The organism is Pantoea sp. NPDC088449, assembly GCF_044753225.1.
Taxonomy (GTDB): domain Bacteria; phylum Pseudomonadota; class Gammaproteobacteria; order Enterobacterales; family Enterobacteriaceae; genus Pantoea; species Pantoea floridensis.
Genome location: NZ_JBIVMT010000001.1, coordinates 2142480 through 2162809, shown reverse-complemented (window position 1 = coordinate 2162809; position 20330 = coordinate 2142480). Strand labels below are relative to the sequence as shown.

The 20330-nt window shown below is 56.4% G+C and carries 18 protein-coding genes; 8 read left to right on the top strand and 10 right to left on the bottom strand.

Annotated features, from left to right (window positions below; translation table 11 throughout):
- Nucleotides 1-10 precede the first annotated feature (10 nt).
- The 3 genes from acrD to narQ form a co-directional block, all read right to left on the bottom strand.
- Nucleotides 11-3127 (bottom strand): multidrug efflux RND transporter permease AcrD, encoded by a 3117-nt coding sequence (gene acrD / locus ACIP6T_RS10330; RefSeq protein WP_097096474.1) that lies wholly within the window; start codon nucleotides 3125-3127, stop codon nucleotides 11-13.
- A gap of 195 nt (nucleotides 3128-3322) precedes the next feature.
- Complete coding sequence (locus ACIP6T_RS10325) at nucleotides 3323-3955, bottom strand: response regulator (protein ID WP_097096475.1); 633 nt, start codon at nucleotides 3953-3955, stop codon at nucleotides 3323-3325.
- A 58-nt stretch (nucleotides 3956-4013) separates the two neighbouring features.
- Entirely contained in the window at nucleotides 4014-5702 is a 1689-nt protein-coding gene (gene narQ / locus ACIP6T_RS10320; RefSeq protein WP_345828773.1) for a nitrate/nitrite two-component system sensor histidine kinase NarQ, read from the bottom strand.
- Between the two features lie 241 nt (nucleotides 5703-5943).
- Between narQ and ACIP6T_RS10315 the strand changes: the two genes are divergently transcribed.
- The 8 genes from ACIP6T_RS10315 to nudK all read left to right on the top strand — a co-directional run bounded on the left by ACIP6T_RS10315 (nucleotide 5944) and on the right by nudK (nucleotide 13142).
- Complete coding sequence (locus tag ACIP6T_RS10315) at nucleotides 5944-6216, top strand: YdgH/BhsA/McbA-like domain containing protein (RefSeq protein WP_097096477.1); 273 nt, start codon at nucleotides 5944-5946, stop codon at nucleotides 6214-6216.
- Between the two features lie 278 nt (nucleotides 6217-6494).
- Nucleotides 6495-7997: an L-asparagine permease gene (gene ansP / locus ACIP6T_RS10310; protein ID WP_400456763.1), complete on the top strand. Its 1503-nt coding sequence runs from the start codon at nucleotides 6495-6497 to the stop codon at nucleotides 7995-7997.
- A gap of 162 nt (nucleotides 7998-8159) precedes the next feature.
- Nucleotides 8160-8630, top strand: coding sequence for a ferredoxin-type protein NapF (gene napF, locus ACIP6T_RS10305; protein WP_097096479.1), 471 nt, complete (start codon nucleotides 8160-8162; stop codon nucleotides 8628-8630).
- A complete protein-coding gene (locus ACIP6T_RS10300) occupies nucleotides 8620-8898 on the top strand; it encodes a chaperone NapD (protein ID WP_345828777.1) in 279 nt (92 codons plus the stop codon). The genes napF and ACIP6T_RS10300 overlap by 11 nt, the downstream gene beginning before the upstream one ends.
- Nucleotides 8895-11381: a nitrate reductase catalytic subunit NapA gene (gene napA / locus ACIP6T_RS10295; protein ID WP_400456760.1), complete on the top strand. Its 2487-nt coding sequence runs from the start codon at nucleotides 8895-8897 to the stop codon at nucleotides 11379-11381. The genes ACIP6T_RS10300 and napA overlap by 4 nt, the downstream gene beginning before the upstream one ends.
- Nucleotides 11382-11392: 11 nt before the next feature.
- Entirely contained in the window at nucleotides 11393-11824 is a 432-nt protein-coding gene (gene napB / locus ACIP6T_RS10290; protein ID WP_097096482.1) for a nitrate reductase cytochrome c-type subunit, read from the top strand.
- A 7-nt stretch (nucleotides 11825-11831) separates the two neighbouring features.
- Nucleotides 11832-12416, top strand: a complete 585-nt coding sequence (gene napC, locus ACIP6T_RS10285) for a cytochrome c-type protein NapC (RefSeq protein ID WP_345828780.1) — start codon at nucleotides 11832-11834, stop codon at nucleotides 12414-12416.
- A gap of 147 nt (nucleotides 12417-12563) precedes the next feature.
- Complete coding sequence (gene nudK, locus ACIP6T_RS10280; RefSeq protein WP_097096484.1) at nucleotides 12564-13142, top strand: GDP-mannose pyrophosphatase NudK; 579 nt, start codon at nucleotides 12564-12566, stop codon at nucleotides 13140-13142.
- A gap of 96 nt (nucleotides 13143-13238) precedes the next feature.
- On the opposite strand, the gene ACIP6T_RS10275 is transcribed toward nudK, so the two are convergent.
- From ACIP6T_RS10275 to ACIP6T_RS10245, 7 genes are read right to left on the bottom strand one after another with little or no spacing between them, the layout of a single operon-like run.
- Nucleotides 13239-14201: a ribokinase gene (locus ACIP6T_RS10275; RefSeq protein ID WP_400456757.1), complete on the bottom strand. Its 963-nt coding sequence runs from the start codon at nucleotides 14199-14201 to the stop codon at nucleotides 13239-13241.
- Nucleotides 14201-15094 carry an allose kinase gene (alsK, locus tag ACIP6T_RS10270; RefSeq protein WP_400456755.1) on the bottom strand — a complete coding sequence of 298 codons (894 nt, stop codon included), beginning with the start codon at nucleotides 15092-15094 and terminating at the stop codon, nucleotides 14201-14203. The genes ACIP6T_RS10275 and alsK overlap by 1 nt, the downstream gene beginning before the upstream one ends.
- Nucleotides 15091-15783 carry a D-allulose 6-phosphate 3-epimerase gene (gene alsE / locus ACIP6T_RS10265; protein WP_345828784.1) on the bottom strand — a complete coding sequence of 231 codons (693 nt, stop codon included), beginning with the start codon at nucleotides 15781-15783 and terminating at the stop codon, nucleotides 15091-15093. Before alsE ends, alsK begins: the two co-directional genes overlap by 4 nt.
- Complete coding sequence (locus ACIP6T_RS10260) at nucleotides 15783-16832, bottom strand: ABC transporter permease (RefSeq protein WP_097096488.1); 1050 nt, start codon at nucleotides 16830-16832, stop codon at nucleotides 15783-15785. The genes alsE and ACIP6T_RS10260 overlap by 1 nt, the downstream gene beginning before the upstream one ends.
- A 15-nt stretch (nucleotides 16833-16847) precedes the next feature.
- Complete coding sequence (locus ACIP6T_RS10255; protein ID WP_400456752.1) at nucleotides 16848-17837, bottom strand: ABC transporter permease; 990 nt, start codon at nucleotides 17835-17837, stop codon at nucleotides 16848-16850.
- Entirely contained in the window at nucleotides 17830-19335 is a 1506-nt protein-coding gene (locus ACIP6T_RS10250; RefSeq protein ID WP_097097669.1) for a sugar ABC transporter ATP-binding protein, read from the bottom strand. Before ACIP6T_RS10250 ends, ACIP6T_RS10255 begins: the two co-directional genes overlap by 8 nt.
- Before the next feature lie 2 nt (nucleotides 19336-19337).
- On the bottom strand, nucleotides 19338-20321 hold the full coding sequence (locus ACIP6T_RS10245) for a substrate-binding domain-containing protein (RefSeq protein WP_097096490.1): 984 nt from the start codon (nucleotides 20319-20321) through the stop codon (nucleotides 19338-19340).
- Nucleotides 20322-20330: the final 9 nt, after the last annotated feature.

The following is a 20330-nucleotide window of genomic DNA, read 5'->3' as shown; positions in this document are numbered from 1 at the left end:
CCTAATAAACCTAATCGTGCGGCTTCTCTTTCAGCGGGAATCTTCGGCGGACCACCACGAAGAACAGCGGCACGAAGAAGATGGCCAATACGGTGGCCGAGATCATCCCCCCCATTACACCGGTACCCACCGCGTGCTGGCTGCCGGAACCTGCGCCGCTGCTGATCGCCATCGGCAATACGCCAAAGATAAACGCCAGCGAGGTCATCAAAATCGGGCGCAGACGTTGACGTGAGGCTTCCAGCGTCGATTCCAGCAGTTCCCGGCCTTTACTGTTGATCTCATTGGCAAATTCTACAATCAGAATGGCATTCTTTGCCGAAAGGCCGATAACGGTGAGCAATCCCACCTGGAAATAAACGTCGTTCTCCAGTCCGCGCAGCCATGTCGCCACCAGTGCGCCCACGACGCCGAGCGGCACCACCAGCATCACCGAGAAAGGAATCGACCAGCTCTCATATAAGGCCGCCAGACACAGGAACACCACCAGCAGCGAAATGGCATAGAGCGCCGGCGCCTGCGAGCCGGACAAGCGTTCCTGATAGGATGCGCCAGTCCACTGGAAGCCTACGCCCAGCGGTAACTGCCCGACCAGTTTTTCCATGACGTCCATCGCCGTGCCGCTGCTGACGCCGTTTGCCGCCTCGCCAACAATCTCCAGTGAAGAGTATCCGTTGTAACGTTCCAGACGCGGCGAACCGGTTTCCCAATGGCTGGTGGCGAAGGCCGAGAAGGGCACCATGCCGCCGCTGTTGTTGCGCACATACCACTTATTCACATCTTCCGGCAGCATACGGAACTCTGCCGCGGCCTGTACATAAACCTTCTTAACGCGTCCGCGATCGAGGAAGTCATTAACGTAGGTTGAACCCCACGCGGTGGTTAAGGTGTCGTTGATGGTATCCAGCGATACGCCGAGCGCCTGCGCTTTACGCTGATCGACATCGATCTGTAACTGTGGACTGTCATCAAGACCGTTGTGACGCACGCGCGACAGCGACGGATTGCTGTCCGCCAGCTCCAGCAATTTATCGCGCATCGCCATTAGCTGGGTATGCCCGATGCCGCCGTGATCCTGCAATTCCATGTCGAAGCCCGATGAGCTACCCATGCCGGTAATCGCTGGTGGACTGCTGGCAATCACGCGCGCTTCTTTAATCTTGTGGAAAGCTTTCGTTGCCCGTTCGATGATCGCGAAAGAGGTGCGATCGCTGCCTGGACGTGCTTCCCAATCTTTCAACCGCACAAACAGGCGCGCTACGTTCTGTCCGTTGCCGCCAGGACCGGCACCGATGGTTGAGAACACCGAGAGCACGTTATCTTTCTCGCTGGTCATGTAGTAATTTTCGACTTTTGCCACCACGTCTGAGGTTTGCTCCAGAGTGGCACCGGCGGGTAATTGCACCTGCGTCAGAAACACGCCGCGGTCTTCCAGCGGCAGGAAGGAGGTTGGCAGGCGAATAAACAGAAACGCCATCACGCCGATAATGGCGAGATAGAGCAACAGCCAGCGCCCGCCTTTCAGTAGAATTTTTGCCACGCCGCGCTCATAGCGCTCCGCGCTGGCGTTGAATGTACGGTTGAACCAGCCGAAGAAGCCGCTGCGGCCATGATGATGGCCCTGCGCCAGCGGTTTCAGCAGCGTCGAACAGAGCGCGGGCGTGAGAATCATCGCCACCAATACCGACAGCACCATTGCCGAAACAATGGTGATTGAGAATTGACGATAGATCGCGCCCACCGTGCCGCCAAAGAACGCCATCGGTACAAATACCGCCGACAGCACCAGCGCAATGCCCACCAGCGCACCCTGAATCTGTCCCATCGATTTGCGCGTCGCCGCGCGCGGTGAAAGGCCTTCTTCGCTCATGATGCGCTCAACGTTTTCCACCACCACGATGGCATCATCCACCAGCAAGCCGATGGCGAGTACCATGGCGAACATGGTGAGCGTATTGATGCTGTAGCCAAAGGCGTAGAGCACCGCAAAGGTGCCAAGCAGCACCACCGGCACCGCAATGGTAGGAATCAGCGTAGCGCGGAAATTTTGCAGGAACAGATACATCACCAGGAACACCAGCAGGATGGCTTCCAGCAGGGTTTTGACCACGTCCGTAATTGAGGCTTTAACGAACGGCGTGGTTTCATAGGCGACTTTAGCTTCCAGCCCGTGCGGGAAGTAGTGTGATAGCTCCGCGATGCGCGCGCGGACCAGCTTGTCGGTGTTCATCTCGTTGGCGCCAGATGCCAGCTTAATACCGAGCCCGGAAGCCGCCTGGCCATTGTAGCGGCTAAGGAAGTCATATTTCTCCGCGCCCATCGCCACGTTCGCCACGTCGCCCAGCGTTACCACTGAGCCATCGCTGTTGGTTTTCAGCGTCACCGCTTTGAACTGTTCGGGCGTTTGCAGCATCGATTGCGCATTTACCGTGGCGTTAAGCGCCTGCTTGTCCACCGACGGCAACCCGCCCACCTGACCCACCGCTACCTGAGTGTTCTGTGATTCAATGGCGCTGACCACGTCTTCGGTCGTCAGCGCATAGGCAATCAGCTTGTTAGGATCGAGCCAGATACGCATCGCATATTGCGAACCGTAGGCATCCACCTGGCCCACACCGTCAATGCGGCTCAGCGGATCCTGAATGTTACTGGCGACATAATCTGAAATATCCTGCTTGTCCATACTGCCGTCGGTCGAGACAAAGGCAATCATCAGGATGTTGCTATCACCGGTTTTATTTACCGTCACGCCCTGTGATTGTACCGCCGCGGGTAGTTTGCGCAGCGCACTTTGCAGCTGGTTCTGGACCTGCTGACGCGCTTCGTCGGGATTGGTACCGGCCGTAAAGGTGAGAGTGATTTGAGCCTGGCCGGTATTGCTGCTGTTCGAGGACATGTACATCAGGTTATCGATACCGGTCATGTTCTGTTCGATAACCTGCGTGACGGTATTTTCCAGCGTCTCCGCCGATGCCCCGGGATAGTTCGCGGTGATACGCACGTTAGGTGGCGCGAGATCGGGATACTGCTCAATCGGCAGCGAGATGATCGCTAGCGTGCCGCACAGGCAGAGCAAAATAGACAGAACCCAGGCAAAAATGGGGCGGTCGATAAAAAAATTCGACATGGAACCGACACTCCTCAGCTGCGTATTTTTTACTTTTATTATGTTGAGCGCGAAGCAAGGATGGCTTCACGCTGGCGGAGTGCAAAGTGCTCTCTCAGAAAACTCCTGCTGCTGCTACTCTACGCGGCACAAATTAGAGAATCGTGGATAAATTAAGGAGAAAGTGTAAATGTGGTCGCGGCTTTCTGTGCGCTGCTACACATTACGGCTCTCCAGCCACAATACCGTGGCGGCCACGCGCGAGCGCACGTCCAGCTTGCGCAGCAGATTGCGAATATGCACTTTTACCGTCTCTTCGGAGATATGCAGGGTTGTTGCGATCTCTTTGTTCGACAAGCCGCGCGCCACTTCCTGCAGCACATCCAGCTCGCGTTCGGTGAGCTGCTTAAAAGGATTCGAGGTTGGCTGGCGCGTGGTGAGGTAGTCGGCGACCGTTTCGCTAAATACATTCTCACCTTTGGCTCCCCGCATGATCTGCGCCAGTAACAGCTCAGGTTCACTGTCTTTCAGCAGATAACCGTCGGCGCCGGCATCCACCATGGCGTAAATATCATTGCGCGCATCGGAAACCGTTAATATCAAAATGCGTGCGGCAATGCCTTCGTTACGCAGGGCTTTCAGCGTATCCAGCCCGGACATGCCTTTCATATTGAGGTCCAGCAGGATGACATCGGGTGATAGCCGACGCGCTTCTGCCAGCGCTTCGGTGCCATTATTCGCCTCGGCCACCACTTCCAGGCGTGGCTCCAGCGCCAGAAGCTGGCGGATACCGCGGCGCATCAGCGGATGATCGTCAACGATCATAATTGTCAGGGAAGGGTTGGCCATAATGTCTCCAGTATCAAATTTTGTAGGGTCGCCATGCATGGCGATCTCATGCTCATTGTTAACTCAGCCGGTGCGCTGGACGCGGCGGAAAACGCAGCGTGACGCGCGTACCTTGCGTCTGCGGGGTGATCGATAGCGTACCGGAAAGCCGTGCGGCGCGTTCTGCCATGATGGTCAGGCCGTAATGTCCCGGCGGCTCTTCAAGGCTAGGAATGCCGCAGCCATCGTCATCAATAGTCAGCAGGTGGTCCTCATCAGCGACACGCTGGTAGCGAATATGAATATTCTGCGCCTGTGCGTGGCGAATAGCATTCAGCAGCGCTTCGCGTGCAATCTGCAGCACATGCACCTGCTGCTGGGCATCGAGCATTTGCAGACCGGGTTGATAATCGAACTCGATTACCGCCTGCGACTGCTCTTGCAGCGGTGCGATCATCGCCTGCATCGCCTGAACCAAATCCGCTTGTTCAATAGTCAGACGGAAGGTGGTGAGCAGCTCGCGCAGTTGCTGATAAGCTTCTGACAACGCGCGATCAAAATCGGCAATAATCGCCTGCGCCTGGGGCTGAGTGTCATCAACATTACGTCGCAGCAACGCCAGCTGGATGCGCAGGAAGGAGAGCGATTGGGCCAGCGAGTCGTGTAATTCGCGCGCGATGGTGGCGCGTTCTTCTATTAATAGCATCTGTTGATACTGTTTTTGCGTCTGCCAGATCCACAGCGCACGAGCCAGCATATTCGCCAGGCTCTGCATTAACTCGTCGGCCGGGGGCGCGCGGCGAGTTTGCCAGCGCAATTCACCTAAGGTCTGATCTTCCTGCATTAAGGCGAGACGCTGCCAGCTGAGGTCGTCCGCCGCCACACCCGCCTGAAACTCAATTCCTTCGCTGGTAATTTGCAGCACCGTCAGCGCTTCACGGCGCTGTACCAGCCGTAGCAACCCCTGAAACAGTTCTGGATTGGGTGGGCTACTGGTGAGGATTTGTGAGCTTTCATATAACAGTGACAGCGTGCGGTTGGCCTGAGTGAGATCTTCGGTTTTCTCCCGCACCGCGCACTCCAGCAGGCGATAGTGGGAATGCAGGCGTTCCGCCATGGTAGTAAATGCCTGCGCCAGTACGCCAAGTTCATTTGGCTGTTCCACCGGCAGGGCGGGAAAGGTGAAATTCGCCTGCTCGACAGAGTGGCTGGCGGTCACTAGCGTATTGAGAGGACGCACCACATTGCGGCGAATAAAACGAATCGTCCATAGCGCCAGCGCGACAATAGCTAAAAAGCCAAACAAACTACTGGCCGCCACCAGGTGCATTTTCAGTTCGGCGTAATGCTGCACCGCCAGTACAAAACGGTCGATTTCGCTGACATAGCCAGCGACACGCTGCTGATAAACTTGTGCACGTTCAGGCTGCAGCGTTTGTTGCAACATCGGCCAGCTATCCCGCAGATAACGATAGCGACTGCTGACTTCCAGCGGTACCCACGGGCGTTCCAGATGTTGTAATGCCGGGGATTCCAGCGTTTGCTGGTAGAGCGCCATGTGATGTGCCAATTGTTGCGGATCGCGCGCGCTATCCCATGCGAGACGATAAATCTGCATACGCAGCGAACCGGCAACATTTACGGCTTCAGCATCGCGCAGGCTGCTGGAGAGCGTCATCAGCGCCAGTCCGGAGGTCAACAGCGACAGCAGCACAATCATGCCCAGTGCGCGGGCAATAGTGCGAGTAACGGGACGTTTCACAATCACAATAATAACCCTTTTAAGAGCGGGGGATTATAGGGCAGCAGCGCAGTGACGGCGAGGTTGATTTCGACACATCAGGTTACTTTTAGCAGAGAAAACCATTTCTCTTTACCTTTCCCTGGATAATCCGCGCTTAGCTGGCGAATTATTAAACGCCTTTACCCCATGCTCAACCTGGTTTTCATTCCCTGCGTGATAATGAGTTTCGTAACGCTTAACCAATGGAAGACAACCGGAGCATCTCATGAAGACACGTTATGCCATTCTGACCGCCGCATTGCTGGCCACCGCCAGTTTCTCGACGCTGGCGGCTGAGCCGTTAAGTGCCGCGCAAGCGCAAAACCTGCAAAGCGCAGGCACCGTTTCTATAAGCGGTGTGCGCGGTTCGCTGGATGATGCAACGCGCCATCTGTCGCAAAAAGCGCAAGAGCAAGGTGCCAGCAGCTATCGCGTTATCGGCCTGCAAACCCCAGGTGATTCAAGCCTGTGGAGCGGTACCGCAGAGATTTACCGTTAATTCCCTCCAGTAGTTATCCCTGTAGCCATCCCTTTACCGGTCAGCCCTCTGGCCGGTTTTTTTGTGCACCGCGACGGATTATTACAATTCAACTCGTGCAGCCTGGCGGTATTTTTTGCTTCGTTCTTGCAGAACGGGTAGGATTCATCGCCGTAAATTCCCGCCCCGCCACGTGACATCGTTCCGCCGCTGTGGCACCGGGTTTTACCCCATTTCGCACCGCCATACGCAATCGTTTGGTTAGGCGGTGATTGATGGTCAGGACAAACAGGATAGCTATGAAATCAATTAAAAAAACCGCAGCCGAACAACGCGCTGCGAAAAGACGCTGGCTCAACTCCCACGACAGCGGTTACCACAAAGCGATGGGTAACCGTCAGGTACAGATGATCGCCATCGGCGGTGCCATCGGTACCGGTCTGTTCCTCGGTGCTGGCGCGCGCCTGCAAATGGCCGGTCCAGCACTGGCATTGGTTTATCTGGTGTGCGGTATCTTCTCCTTCTTTATACTCCGTGCGTTGGGCGAGTTGGTATTGCATCGTCCTTCCAGCGGCAGTTTTGTCTCTTATGCGCGTGAATTCCTTGGGGAAAAAGCGTCTTACGTGGCAGGCTGGATGTACTTCGTAAACTGGGCAATGACCGGTATCGTCGATATCACCGCGGTCGCGCTGTATATGCACTATTGGGGCGCGTTTGGCGATGTGCCGCAGTGGGTGTTTGCCCTTGGCGCATTAGCGATTGTCGGTACCATGAACATGATCGGCGTGAAGTGGTTTGCCGAGATGGAGTTCTGGTTTGCTCTGGTGAAAGTGCTGGCTATCGTGGTGTTCCTGATCGTGGGTGTGGTGTTCCTCGGTACCGGTAAACCGCTGGATGGCAACACCACCGGTTTCCATTTGATCACCGATAACGGCGGCTTCTTCCCGCATGGCTTGCTGCCCGCGCTGGTGCTGGTGCAGGGCGTGGTATTCGCTTTCGCCTCAATTGAGCTGGTGGGGACCGCGGCGGGAGAGTGTAAAGACCCGAAAACCATGCTGCCGAAAGCCATCAACAGCGTGATCTGGCGTATCGGCCTGTTCTACGTCGGTTCAGTCGTGCTGCTGGTGCTGCTGCTGCCGTGGAATGCCTACCAGGCGGGGCAAAGTCCGTTTGTAACGTTCTTCTCCAAGCTGGGTGTGCCTTATATCGGAAGCGTGATGAACATTGTGGTGCTGAGCGCCGCACTGTCGAGTCTGAACTCGGGCCTCTATTCCACCGGCCGTATTCTGCGCTCCATGTCGATGGGCGGTTCTGCGCCACAGTTTATGTCGAAGATGAGTAAGCAGCAGGTACCGTTCGCCGGCATCCTGGTGACCATCGCCGTCTACGTCATCGGCGTGGTGCTGAACTATTACGTCCCTTCACAGGTATTTGAAATCGTTCTGAACGTGGCATCACTCGGCATCATCTCGTCGTGGGGCTTCATCGTGGTGTGCCAGATGCGTCTGCGCAAAGCGATTAAAGAGGGCAAAGCGGAGGACGTCAGCTTCAAGCTGCCCTGGGCGCCGTTCACCTCGTGGCTGACGCTGCTGTTTCTTGTGAGCGTATTAGTGTTGATGGCGTTCGATTATCCCAACGGCACGTACACCATTGCCTCGATTCCACTGATTGCCGTGGTGCTGATTCTTGGCTGGTTTGGCGTGCGTAAACGCGTCAATGCCGAAGCCATGAAAGAGCATGAACATCATGCTGACGATCCGGATGATGCACCGCATAAGCTGGCGGACGATAACGCGCGTTAACGTTAGCGATTCTCATCTCGGGGGGCCTTTTGGCCCCCGTTTTTATTTCAATTCCCCTTCACTTGATCCGACGTCGGGATTTACACCTTTCGGGTGATATAGCCCTCATTAATGTCAGGCTATTTTACGCACCATCTCTTTCTCCCCGTTTAAGGTGAACCGATGGCGTTGTCGCGACGCGAACTTTTTACCGGGCAGCGCGTAGCGCCTGCTGACGGCATCCCTTTACCCTGGTGGCGGGGAGAGAGCGGTTGTGATGGCTGTGGCAAATGCGTTACGGCCTGCGAAACGCAGATCGTCCGGCTTAGCCGCGGAGAAATACCCCAGCTCGATTTTCGACAGGGCGAATGTACTTTTTGCGGCGCCTGCGCCGAAGCCTGCCCACAGCCGCTGTTCCATGCCCGTGAAACGGAGCCCTTTTCACAGCGCATTCGCATTGATAACCGCTGCATCACTTTTCTTGGCGTCAACTGCCGCAGTTGCCAGGAGAGCTGCGAACAGCAAGCGATTCGTTTCCACCTGATGCCCAACGGTGTCGCACAGCCTGAAACCCTGCCGCAGCATTGCACCGGCTGTGGCGCCTGCATTGCGCCTTGCCCGGTTTCAGCCACAGGATTACACCATGAACCATGAAAAAAGTTGGCACGTCTGCGGCCTGGTAATTCAGGCGCGGCCTGCGTCCATACCTGCCGTAAAAGACGCGCTGCTGGCGTTTGCCGATAGCGACATTGCCGCTGAAGATGCGGCACGCGGCACGCTGGCTGTGACGCTGGGCGCAGCGGATAGCGCCGCCCTGCTACGCAATATTGAAGAGAGCCGCAACATTCCCGATGTGTTGGCGGTATCGCTGGTTTATCACCAGCAAGACGAAATTGAAGAACCTTGTAAGGAAGCATCATGAGCATAAGTCGTCGTGATTTTATGAAGGCCAATGCTGCGGCTGCAGCTGCAACGGCTGCAGGACTCACTATTCCCACCGTCACTAAAGCCGCGACCTCGCTGGTATCGCCGATTCGCTGGGAAAAAGCACCGTGCCGCTTCTGCGGTACCGGCTGTGGCGTGCTGGTTGGCACCCAGGATGGCCGTGTGGTGGCCTCACAGGGCGACCCGCAGGCAGAAGTGAATCGTGGATTAAACTGCATCAAAGGCTATTTTCTGCCGAAGATCATGTACGGAAAAGATCGTCTGACTCAGCCGCTACTGCGCATGACCGACGGTAAATTTGCTAAAGACGGCGAATTCACCCCGGTGAGCTGGGATCAAGCCTTCGATATTATGGAAGAGAAGTTCAAAGCGGCGCTGAAAGCCAATGGGCCGGATTCGGTCGGCATGTTCGGGTCTGGCCAGTGGACGGTATGGGAAGGCTATGCGGCGTCCAAGCTGATGAAAGCCGGTTTCCGCACCAACAATCTCGATCCGAATGCGCGTCACTGCATGGCATCGGCGGTGGTGGGCTTTATGCGCACCTTCGGCATGGACGAGCCGATGGGGTGCTATGACGACATTGAGCAGGCCGATGCTTTCGTGCTGTGGGGCTCCAACATGGCGGAGATGCACCCGATTCTCTGGTCGCGCATCACCGCACGCCGTCTCAGCAGTGACAATGTCAAAGTCGCGGTCTTGTCGACATATCGTCATCGCAGCTTCGAGCTGGCCGATAACGGTATGGTATTCACGCCGCAGAGCGATCTGGCGATCCTCAACTTCATTGCCAACTACATTATTCAGAACAACAAGGTCGATAAGACCTTCCTGCAGAATCACGTCACGCTGCGTAAAGGCGTCACCGATATCGGTTACGGTTTACGTCCAACCGATCCGCGTCAGGCCTCGGCGAAAAATCCCGACAGCGGCGAATCGACGCCGATGAGCTTTGATGAGTTTGCCAAATTCGTCTCGGAGTACACGGTAGAAAAAGCCAGTGCCATGAGCGGCGTTGAGCAGGATCAGCTGATCGCGCTGGCTGAGCTGTACGCCGATCCGAAAGTCAACGTGGTGTCGTACTGGACCATGGGCTTCAACCAGCATACGCGCGGCGTGTGGGCGAACAACCTGTGTTACAACCTGCACTTGCTAACCGGCAAAATCTCGCGTCCGGGCACCGGTCCATTCTCGCTCACCGGCCAGCCGTCGGCGTGCGGTACGGCACGTGAGGTGGGCACCTTCTCACACCGTTTACCGGCTGACATGGTGGTCAACAATGACAAACACCGCGCCACGGCGGAGAAATTGTGGAAGCTGCCGCAGGGCACCGTACCGGCCAAAATCGGTTTGCATGCGGTAGCGCAGGATCGCGCGCTAAAAGATGGCAAGCTCAACGCTTATTGGGTGATGTGTAACAATAATATGCAGGCCGGGCCAAACCTGACGCAGGAGCGTATGCCAGGCTGGCGTGATGAGCGCAACTTTATCGTGGTCTCCGATCCTTACCCAACCGTGAGCGCGCTGTCAGCCGATCTGATTCTGCCAACCGCCATGTGGGTGGAGAAAGAGGGCGCCTACGGCAACGCCGAGCGTCGTACGCAATTCTGGCATCAGCAGGTGAAAGCGCCGGGCGAGGCGAAATCCGACCTATGGCAGCTGGTGAATTTCTCCAAACGTTTCAAGGTTGCTGAAGTCTGGCCGCAAGCGCTGATCGCGCAGAATCCAGAACTGCATGATAAAACGCTGTTTGACGTGCTGTACGCCAACGGCCAGGTCAATCAGTTCCCGCTGAGCGAAGTGGCGGATGACCAGCTGAATGATGAAGCGCGCGAGTTCGGCTTCTATATCCAGAAAGGTCTGTTCGAAGAGTATGCCAGCTTTGGTCGCGGCCACGGCCACGATCTCGCGCCGTTCGATGCTTACCATCAGGCGCGCGGTCTGCGCTGGCCGGTAGTGGATGGCAAAGAGACGCGCTGGCGCTATCGCGAAGGCTACGACAGCTATGTTAAAGCCGGCGAAGGCGTGCGTTTCTACGGTAAGCCGGATGGCAAAGCGACCATTTTCGCTCTGCCATATGAAGCCCCGGCGGAATCACCGGACGATGAGTACGATCTGTGGTTCTGTACCGGTCGCGTGTTGGAGCATTGGCACACCGGCACCATGACGCGCCGCGTGCCGGAGCTGCATCGTGCGGTGCCGCAGGCGTTGCTTTACATGCATCCGCTGGATGCTAAAGACCGCGATTTCCGTCGCGGTGAAAAAGTGCGCGTAATGTCACGTCGTGGTGAAACCCTTGCTACCGTCGAGACGCGTGGTCGTAATCAGCCGCCAAAAGGACTGGTGTTTATGCCGTTCTTCGATGCTGGCGTGCTGGCAAATAACGTCACGCTGGACGCTACCGATCCGCTGTCGAAGCAGACCGATTACAAAAAATGCGCCGTCAAGCTGGTTAAAATTTAAGGCAGGATGCAATGAAACCCTTAATCACATTCGTTACGTTGGCCGCCCTGATGCTGGGCGGCACGGTTTACGCTAATAACGGCGTCGATCTTAATCAGTCACCGGAAGTGACGGCCACGCAGCAGGGCACCATTCATCAGCCCAAAGAGCAGAGCCGTAAACCCCTCAACTACGTGAACCAGCCGCCGGTGATCCCGCATAGCGTAGATGGCTATCAGGTGACGAAAAACGTTAACCGCTGCCTGCAGTGCCACGGTACGCAGAGCTATCTCACCACCGGTGCGCCGCGCGTCAGTCCTACGCACTTCACCGATCGCGATGGCCAGGTCAGCAGCACCGTCTCGCCGCGTCGCTATTTCTGCCTGCAGTGTCACGTGCCGCAAACCGATGCCAAACCGGTGGTAGAAAACACCTTCAAACCGGCTGACGGCTTCGGTAAGTGAGGAATAAATGAAAGAGAAACTTCTGCGCATCTGGCGCTGGTGGCGACGTCCCAGCCGTCTGGCGCTGGGCACGCTGCTGATTGCGGGTTTTGCCGGCGGGATTATTTTCTGGGGCGGTTTCAATACCGCAATGGAGATGACCAACCGCGAGCAGTTCTGTATTGGCTGCCATGAAATGCGCAACAACGTCTATCAGGAATATATGCAGACGGTGCACTACAACAACCGCAGCGGCGTGCGCGCCACCTGTCCAGATTGCCACGTGCCGCACGAATGGGGCCCGAAAATGCTGCGTAAGCTGCAGGCGAGTAAAGAGGTGTATGCCAAGATTTTCGGCCTGATTGATACGCCGAAGAAGTTCGAGGAGCACCGTATTGAGCTGGCACGTAATGAGTGGCGCAGGATGCAAAACAATAATTCGCAGGAGTGTCGAAACTGTCACAACTTCGATTATATGGATTTCACCGCGCAGAAAACCGTGGCGGCGAAGATGCACAGCAAGGCCATTGAAGAGGGAAAAACCTGTATCGATTGCCACAAAGGCATTGCGCACCATTTGCCGGATATGAAAGATCAGCCAAACGGTTTTTGATAGGTAAACCGTGCAGGCCTAAAACGTAGGGTCGCCATTTATGGCGACCTGGTTTTTATCAAACGTCCCAACTTCACAATTCAGATAGTTTTCCCCGCCGCTTCGGCCTATTATCTCAGGCTCCCTCAAATGAGCAGTGGAGCGGCTATGTCGTTAAAGATCAACATCATCAAAGATAAGTTGCTATCAGAAAACTGGTTTGTGCTGCGCAACTACACCTACGAACTCACCCGCAACAATGGCGAAGTCGTACGCCATAAACGCGAAGTTTACGACCGCGGTAATGGTGCGACCATCCTGCTGTATAACACTGAAAAAAATAGCGTTCTGCTGGTACGTCAGTTCCGCATCGCCACCTATGTCAATGGCAATACCAGCGGCGAGCTGATTGAAACCTGTGCAGGATTACTGGATGACGATTCGCCGGAAGATTGCATTCGTAAAGAAGCGATTGAAGAGACCGGCTACCAGGTGGGGAAAGTAGAGAAGATTTTCGAAGCCTATATGTCACCGGGCGGCGTAACGGAACTGATTCACTTCTTTGCGGCAGAATATACCGATGCGCAGCGCGCCACGACAGGCGGCGGCGTTGAGGATGAGGAGATTACCGTGCTGGAGCTGAGTTTCCCGGAAGCGTTGATGATGGTGAAAGATGGCCGCATCCGCGACGGTAAAGCCATTATGCTGCTGCAGCACGCGCAGATCGCCGGTTGGTTGCAGGCGTAAATTTCGGCCAGGTCGCCATGAATGGCGACCCTACAGCGTGCGCGTTTTAATCGTAGGGTCGCCATTCATGGCGACCAAATCATCCACCGCACGACATCAAACACACTCTCCCAACGTTTCCGGGACACATTCCGGATATGCCTGCAATCTTGCCAGCGCTTCGGCATATGAAGGCATCGAGTGCGCTGCACCAGAACGCTCCACGCACAGTGAAGCATAGGCCGCGGCAAACAGCGCCGCCTGTGTCAGTTCGTCACCGGAAGCCAGACGGGCCGCTAATGCACCATTAAACGCATCGCCCGCGCCGGTGGTATCCAGCGGCTGCGCCGGGAACAGGGGAATGCGCAGTGGTGCTTGGCCTGCAACCGACAGCAAGGCGCCAGAGGTTCCCAGCGTGATGATCACCTGACGCGCGCCTTTGCGGTGCAGCACCTCTGCCGCGCGCTGCGCGCTGGCGAAGTCGGTCACTTTCACGCCGCTGAGCTGCATCGCTTCGGTGCTGTTCGGCGTTAGCAGATCCACTTTCGCCAGCAGCGCATCACTCACTTTCTGCCACGGTGCCGGATTCATAATCACAAAAGTGCCGCCAACACGGGCGTTATCGATCATGCGCTGAATGGCGCTGAGGTTATTCTCCAGCTGCACCAGCAAAATATCCGCGGCGGCAACGGTGGGCTGACAGCGCGTCACTTCGGCGGCGGTGACGGTAGTGTTGGCGCCAGGATAGACCGAAATCATGTTCTCAGCATCGTCACCCGCAACGTAGATCAGCGCGTTGCCGGTGGGTTTCTCTTTGCAGGTAAACAAGGTGATCGCATCGAAGCCGGTTTTTTCCAGATGGCGGCGGGCAAACATGCCGAAGTCGTCATTGCCAATTTTACCGATGTAGTGCACGCGAGCCCCGGCACGCAATGCGGCCGTGGCTTGGTTCGCGCCTTTGCCGCCTGGCCCCATCATGCTGTTATGGGCGGTGAGCGATTCGCCGGGCATCGGGAAGCGGTTCATCACCGCCACCACATCGAGGTTAAACGAGCCAAACACACACACTTTTCCTTTCATCATGCACTCCTGAACAGACGTTCTGCAGCTAAACAGGCCCCGCGGCAACCGGTGTGGTCGGTGGATTGGCTAAACACGATCTTCAGGCCATCGCGTGTGGCGGGCGGTCGTAAATGCTGCTGAATCTGGCTACGCAATTGCGCCAGCGGGAAGTCAGCCATTGCCAACACACCGCCGCCAAGAATCAGGTATTCCGGATCGAGAATGTTCATCTCAGTAGCAATGAGTTGCGCCAGCCGCTGCACAAAAGCCTGCAATTCCGGATGGTCGCGGTGCTGGCTAAACAGCGCCGACATGCCGGTTTCTGGCACGTTAGCGGCCGCCCAGCGGCTCAGCCAGTGGCCTGAGGTGACCGTTTCTGCGCAGCCGTGATTGCCACACGGGCAGGGCAGATCGTTACCGGCAATCGGCACATGGCCAAGTTCGCCGGCGCCACCGTGTTGACCGTGATAAAACTGGCCGTTGATCCACAAACTGTTGCCCATGCCAGTTCCAGGATACAAGCCCACGGCGTTGTCTGGCAGTTGCTCCAGCTGCAGCAAATCCCACATCATCAGATGGTTAACATCTTTATCCATCGCCACCGGCACGCCCAGGCGCGCGGTGAGCATGGCAGCAACGGGCTGACGATCCAGAGCCTGAATAAACGGCAGCGAAATCACCTGCTGACGATCGCGACTGAGAATGCCGGGTAAACCGAGCATCACGCCGCTGACCGGCTGCTGCTCTAAGGTTTCACTGATTAACTGACCCAATGCGGTTAACGCATCGGGCTGCTGCGCCCAGCTGGCCGTCGGCACCTTGCGGAAGCTCGACCATATGCGACCTTCTTCCATCAGTTGCAGACGTGTGCCGGTGCCGCCAATGTCGATACCGAACCAGCGTTGTATCATGCCGACACCTGCGCCAATCCCTGAGCCTCATCAATGCTTTCGCGCATCATATTCCAGGCGGTTTCCAAATCGTCGTGAATATTGAACAGGCCAGACGTCCCGACAATCAGCACTTCGGCGCCCGCGCCGACCAGCGTGTGGTAGGTGCGGGTGTTGCAGGAACCGTCAATTTCAATCAGGTATTTATAGCCGTTGGCCTGCTTCAGCGCTTTCAGCTCCTGCACCTTCTGCACCATTTCCGGAATAAACGGTTGTCCGGCATAGCCAGGATCGACCGTCATCACGGTGATCTTGTCGACCAGATGAATGTAGTGATGGATAAACGAGACCGGCGTAGCCGGGTTTAGCACCACGCCGACTTTCTTGCCGAAGCTGCGGATCAGATTGATCACGCGGAACGCATCGCGGTTGATGGTTTCGGCGTGCGGGCAGATGTAATCGGCGCCCGCTTTGGCAATCACTTCGATGAAATCGGTGGGCTGCTCGACCATCAAATGGACATCCAGCGCTACCTTGGTGAAGGGGCGGATCTGCTCAATAAAGAACGGCGACAGCGTGATATTTTTCACGTAGTGGCCATCCATAATATCGATATGAAGAAAGTCTGCGCGGGAGTCCAGCACGGCGAGCTGGTGCTTGATCTCCATCAGATTCATACACATCAACGACGGGGAGACTTGAATACGCATCATACTTCCTTTTTTTCGGTCAAAGGGTTAAGTGCCGCGGCCAGCTTGCTGAGTCTGACGGCACGATGTTCGTTAAAACGGGTTTTAAAGTGTTTGAAGGCCAGCACCACAATCAGCACCGCGCCCCACATCGCCAGGCTGACGTGCTGGCTGATATTCATCAGATTGAAACCGGTGGAGAGCACCTGCAGCGCGATCAGCGCCAGCACCACGCCGGTGACGCGGCCAAAACCGCCGTTGGGATCGGTGCCGCCAAGGATGATTGCCAGCACTGTGAGCAGCAGGTAAGCGTCGCCGTAGCCCATACGCGCCGAGTTAAAGCGCGCCATCATGATCAATCCGGCTAACACGCACAGCAGGCTGGAAATGACGTACACCAGAATCACCATACGATGGGTATTAATGCCGCTGAACCAGGTGGCGTTGATGTTGCTGCCGCCCATGTAGATGCATTTACCGGCGCGGGTTTTGCCGAGGAACAGCGCCAGCAGCGCGGCGGCAATCAGGAATACCCACAGCGGTAGCGGCACGCCGAGCAGCGTATTGGAACCCAGCGCCTGCACCACCGAAGGCATTCCACTGACGGCCGCCCCTTTGGTCAGCCAGATGCCGATACCGTTCAGCGTCATCATCGTGGCCAGCGTCACCAGAATCGGATGTGCGCCGATACGCGTCACCATCACACCGGTTATCACGCCGATCACCGCCGCAATCAGCATTGCGCCGATGATCGCAATCACCAGCCACAGTAGCTGCATGCCGGTACCCGCATCGGCGGGCAGGGCGCTCATCAGCGTCCAGGCGATAAACAGCGCCGTCAGGTTGGCGGTGGCGATGATCGCCAGATTAAGCCCGCCGCTGAGAATGGCGATAAACATTGCCAGCGTTAGCAGGCCGAGTTCAGGCAGCTGGAACGCCATACTCATAAAGGTTGAATCGGTGAGAAAGCGCCCCGGCAACATCACGGTGAACAGCGCCAGCGCCAGTGCAATCAGCAGCATCAGGCCGATATTGGTGCCGTCCGGACGCAGAGCAGAGAGTGATTTCATATTTTGCCCCTTCGGTCAGACGAAACTGACGTCAGTTTCTTTACGTTTTTTGTAGTGAGTCACGGCGATAGCCACCATGATCACGCCGCCTACCACGATGTTCATGAAGTAGTTGGAGACGCCAATCAGATTCAGGCCGTTCTTCAGGATGGCGATAAGAAAGACGCCCATCAGCGTGCCGCTGACCGTACCTTTGCCGCCCACCAGGCTGGCACCGCCTAGAACGGTGGCGGCCAGCACATCTAGCTCGCCGCCGACCAGCGCGTTCGGCACCACTTCACCCATGCGATAGACCTGCACTAATCCGCCAATCGCCGCCATCGCACCGAGCCAGCCGTAGGCGAAAATATGAATCAGGCCCACGCGAATCCCGATACGCCTTGCCGATTCCGCATCGCCGCCGACTGCATACAGCTGGCGACCAAGATTGGTCTTGTTCAGCAGCAGTGCGGTCAATCCGGCAATCACCAGCATGGTCACCAGCGGTAGGCCAACCTGAAAACTGTTGCCCTGCCACGTGAACGGCAGCACGCTGCGCAGGGTGATCCACCAATCCGGCAGCGAGTAGAGGCTTTTGCCGCCGGTCGCCCACATTAGCAGTCCAAACAGCAGCGATTGCATGCTGATGGTGATGATGATCGACACCACGCGCAGCGTGGTAATCAGCAGGGCGTTGATGACGCCAAACAGCGTGCCGCATACCACCGCCAGCACGATGCTGAGCACGGCGTTATCAAACTGGAACTGCACAAACAGCGAGGCGATCAGGTATTGCACTACCGACGCCACCGCCGCGAAGGAGATATCGATGCCGCCGGTCACCAGCACCACAAACAGGCCGAGCGCGAAAATACCTGTCACGGCATAGCTTTCCGCCAAATCCAGCAGGTTTTGCACCGTCAGGAACTGGTCGCTGGCCATCGAGAAGAACAGGATGAAAGCCAGCAGCACCCAGGCGAGCCAGCCCTGGCTGGAGTGCGGGCGTAAACGAGAAAAATCAGGCATTGATCACCTCCGCCAGCTGGTGTTGCTCAACGGTATCGGGTTGGTATTCGGCATGTACGGTGCCATCACGGAAGTGCAGGATGCGGTCGCAGTTGTACCAAACCTCGGGCACTTCGTCGGAAATCAGAATGATCGACAGACCTTCCTTCGCCAGCGCATGAATCAGCTGATAGATGCTGGCTTTGGCGCCGACATCCACGCCCACGGTCGGCGAATCGAGAATCAAAATGCGCGGCTGGGTCAACACCCATTTCGCCAGCACAATTTTTTGCTGGTTGCCGCCGGAAAGCGTGGAGATCGCCAGATTGGGATCGGCAACGCGCACGCCGAGCTGCTGAATCCACTGCAAAATCAGCTTGTTCTTGCGGTATTCATCAATGATGTGAAAACGGTTCTGCAGCTTGTCGAGGATCGGCAGCACCATGTTGTCGGCCACCGATTGCTGCTGTACCAAACCGAGGGTGAGACGATCTTCGGAGACGTAACCGATCCCGGCTTTGATCGCATCTTCATGGCCACGGAAGCGCACCGGTTTGCTGTCGAGCCAGATTTTGCCGCTGTCCGGTTTGGTCATGCCAAACAGTGACAATGCCAGTTCGGTGCGGCCGGAGCCGAGCAGGCCGCACAGGCCGAGTACTTCGCCTTGATAGAGTTTGAAATTAACGTCGTGATACTGGCCCGCGCGCGTCAGTTTCTCGACTTCGAGAATCAGGCGATCGTCATTGCGGGTCGGCGTTTTTAGCTGATAGTCCAGCTTCAGGCCGGTCATCAGTTCGGTGAGATGGTGCGGCGTCATCTCTTTGGCGGGCCAGCAGCCCATTTTGCGCCCGTCGCGGATGACCGTGACGCGGTCAGAGATCTCCAGTACTTCATCCAGGCGATGGCTGACAAACACCACGCAGATGTTTTTATCCTTCAGATAACGCACGGTGCGCAGCAGCTGATTCACTTCGGTACGCGTTAATGATGCCGTTGGCTCGTCCATAATCACCAGCCGCGCATCTGCCACCAGCGCCCGGCAAATCGCCACCTGCTGGCGCTGCGCAATCGATAGCGACGACACTTTCGCGTCGAGATCGAGTTCGAACTTCAATTCATCAATGATGCGCTGCGCCGTGGTACGCAGTTTGGCTTTGCGATGCCAGCCGAGCAGGCTATTCAGGTTATGCTCGAAGGCGATGTTCTCCGCCACGCTGAGATTGGGGAACAGCGACAGATCCTGGTAAATCACCTGGATGCCGAAGTCACGCGCCTGACGGGTGGTCAGACGCGGAAAGGTTTGCCCATCACCAAGGGTAATGCGGCTGCCGCTATCCGGGGCATGCACCCCGGAGATGACTTTGATTAAGGTGCTCTTGCCACAGCCATTAGTGCCAGCGAGACAGTGCACTTCGCCAGCCAGCAAGGTCAGCGAGATATCGCTCAGTGCGCGGTTACCACCAAAGGTTTTCGACAGATTATCGAGCGCAATCAGCGTCTGTGGGATCACCTCATTCATCATTACAGCCCCATTTTCACCAGTTTTGGCAGATTCTCTTTGTCCAGGCTTTCGGTGTTGTTGCCGAGGATGGTGTGGGTCGCCTCGTCAACTTTCACTTTGCCTAAACCCTCAATGGTCATTCCGTCGGTGATGGGCTCTTTCTTCTGCATCATGTCAGCGATACGCACAAACACTTCGCCAGCGGTCTGTGGGTTCCAGATGTAGCCGCCTTTGATGGCACCGCGCTGCACCAGCGATGCGCCCTGGCCAGGGCTGAAGGCACCGATCACGCAAACCTGGTCAATCTTGTTGCGGTTCATCACCGCACGGCCGGCACCAATTGGACCTTGTGAACCGAAGGCCATAATGCCCTTCAGATCCGGGTACTTAGACATCAGCTCGTTGGTGGTGCGAATGGAGTCGTCCAGCGATTCGCCGACGCCAAATTTGTCGGTAACCATCTGCATTTTTGGATAATGCGCTTTCTGGTAATTCAGTGCGGCGTCGGTCCACTGTTGATGCAGCGGCACCGTCAGGCTGCCGACATACATGGCGTATTTGCCTTCCTCGTGCATGCATTGCGCTAGCGCTTTCATGTGATTGATGCCGTGCGTTGACGCATCCACCAGTTCGAAATCCCAGTTCGCGCCTTTCTGATCCGGTGATTCATGGGTGATCACCTCAATACCGGCATCACGCGCGCGTTTCAGCACCGGCTCCAGCACTTTCGGGTCATTCGGCACCACGCCAATGATGTCGACCTTCTGCGCAATCAAATCTTCAATCGCACGCACCTGCAAAGCCGGATCGGCGGCAGTTGGACCGACCATCCACGCGTCAATGCCACGTTTGGCTGCTTCACTCTTAATGCCCGCTTCCATGGCGTTGAACCACGGAATACCGCCAATTTTCACCACGATGCCCATGCGTAATTTATCAGCGGCGTGTGCGCCAGTGGCAGCGAACAGGGCGAGTAAGGAACAGGCGATAAGATGTTTTTTCATAAAGACTCC